The organism is Bacillus zhangzhouensis, assembly GCF_000715205.1.
Lineage (GTDB): Bacteria > Bacillota > Bacilli > Bacillales > Bacillaceae > Bacillus > Bacillus zhangzhouensis.
This window is the reverse complement of record NZ_JOTP01000101.1, coordinates 1-263: the sequence shown is the minus strand read 5'-3', so window position 1 is coordinate 263 and position 263 is coordinate 1. Positions and strand designations below refer to the sequence as shown.

The 263-nt window shown below is 39.9% G+C and carries 1 pseudogene; it reads right to left on the bottom strand.

Annotated features, from left to right (window positions below):
- Positions 1-215, bottom strand: a pseudogene (locus BA70_RS19040) (hypothetical protein); the annotation flags it as partial.
- Positions 216-263 lie beyond the last annotated feature (48 nt).

The following is a 263-nucleotide window of genomic DNA, read 5'->3' as shown; positions in this document are numbered from 1 at the left end:
TTAAGACCAACAAATGTCGCACCAATCACATCTTGCGAAATGTCGCAAAGAAGGGCTTCGATTTCATCTCTTGGCGCTTCGTATGCTGTTTGATTCGCCTCTATATCGGGAGCTGGCAATGCTTTGAGATCGACTTTTCCATTTGCCGTCATCGGAAATTGATCGAGATGGATGATCCATGATGGCACCATATAGTCTGGTAATGTTAGTTTTAGACATTATTTAAGGGTCGTAGTTTATTTTTATGTTTTGTTATTTTAGTC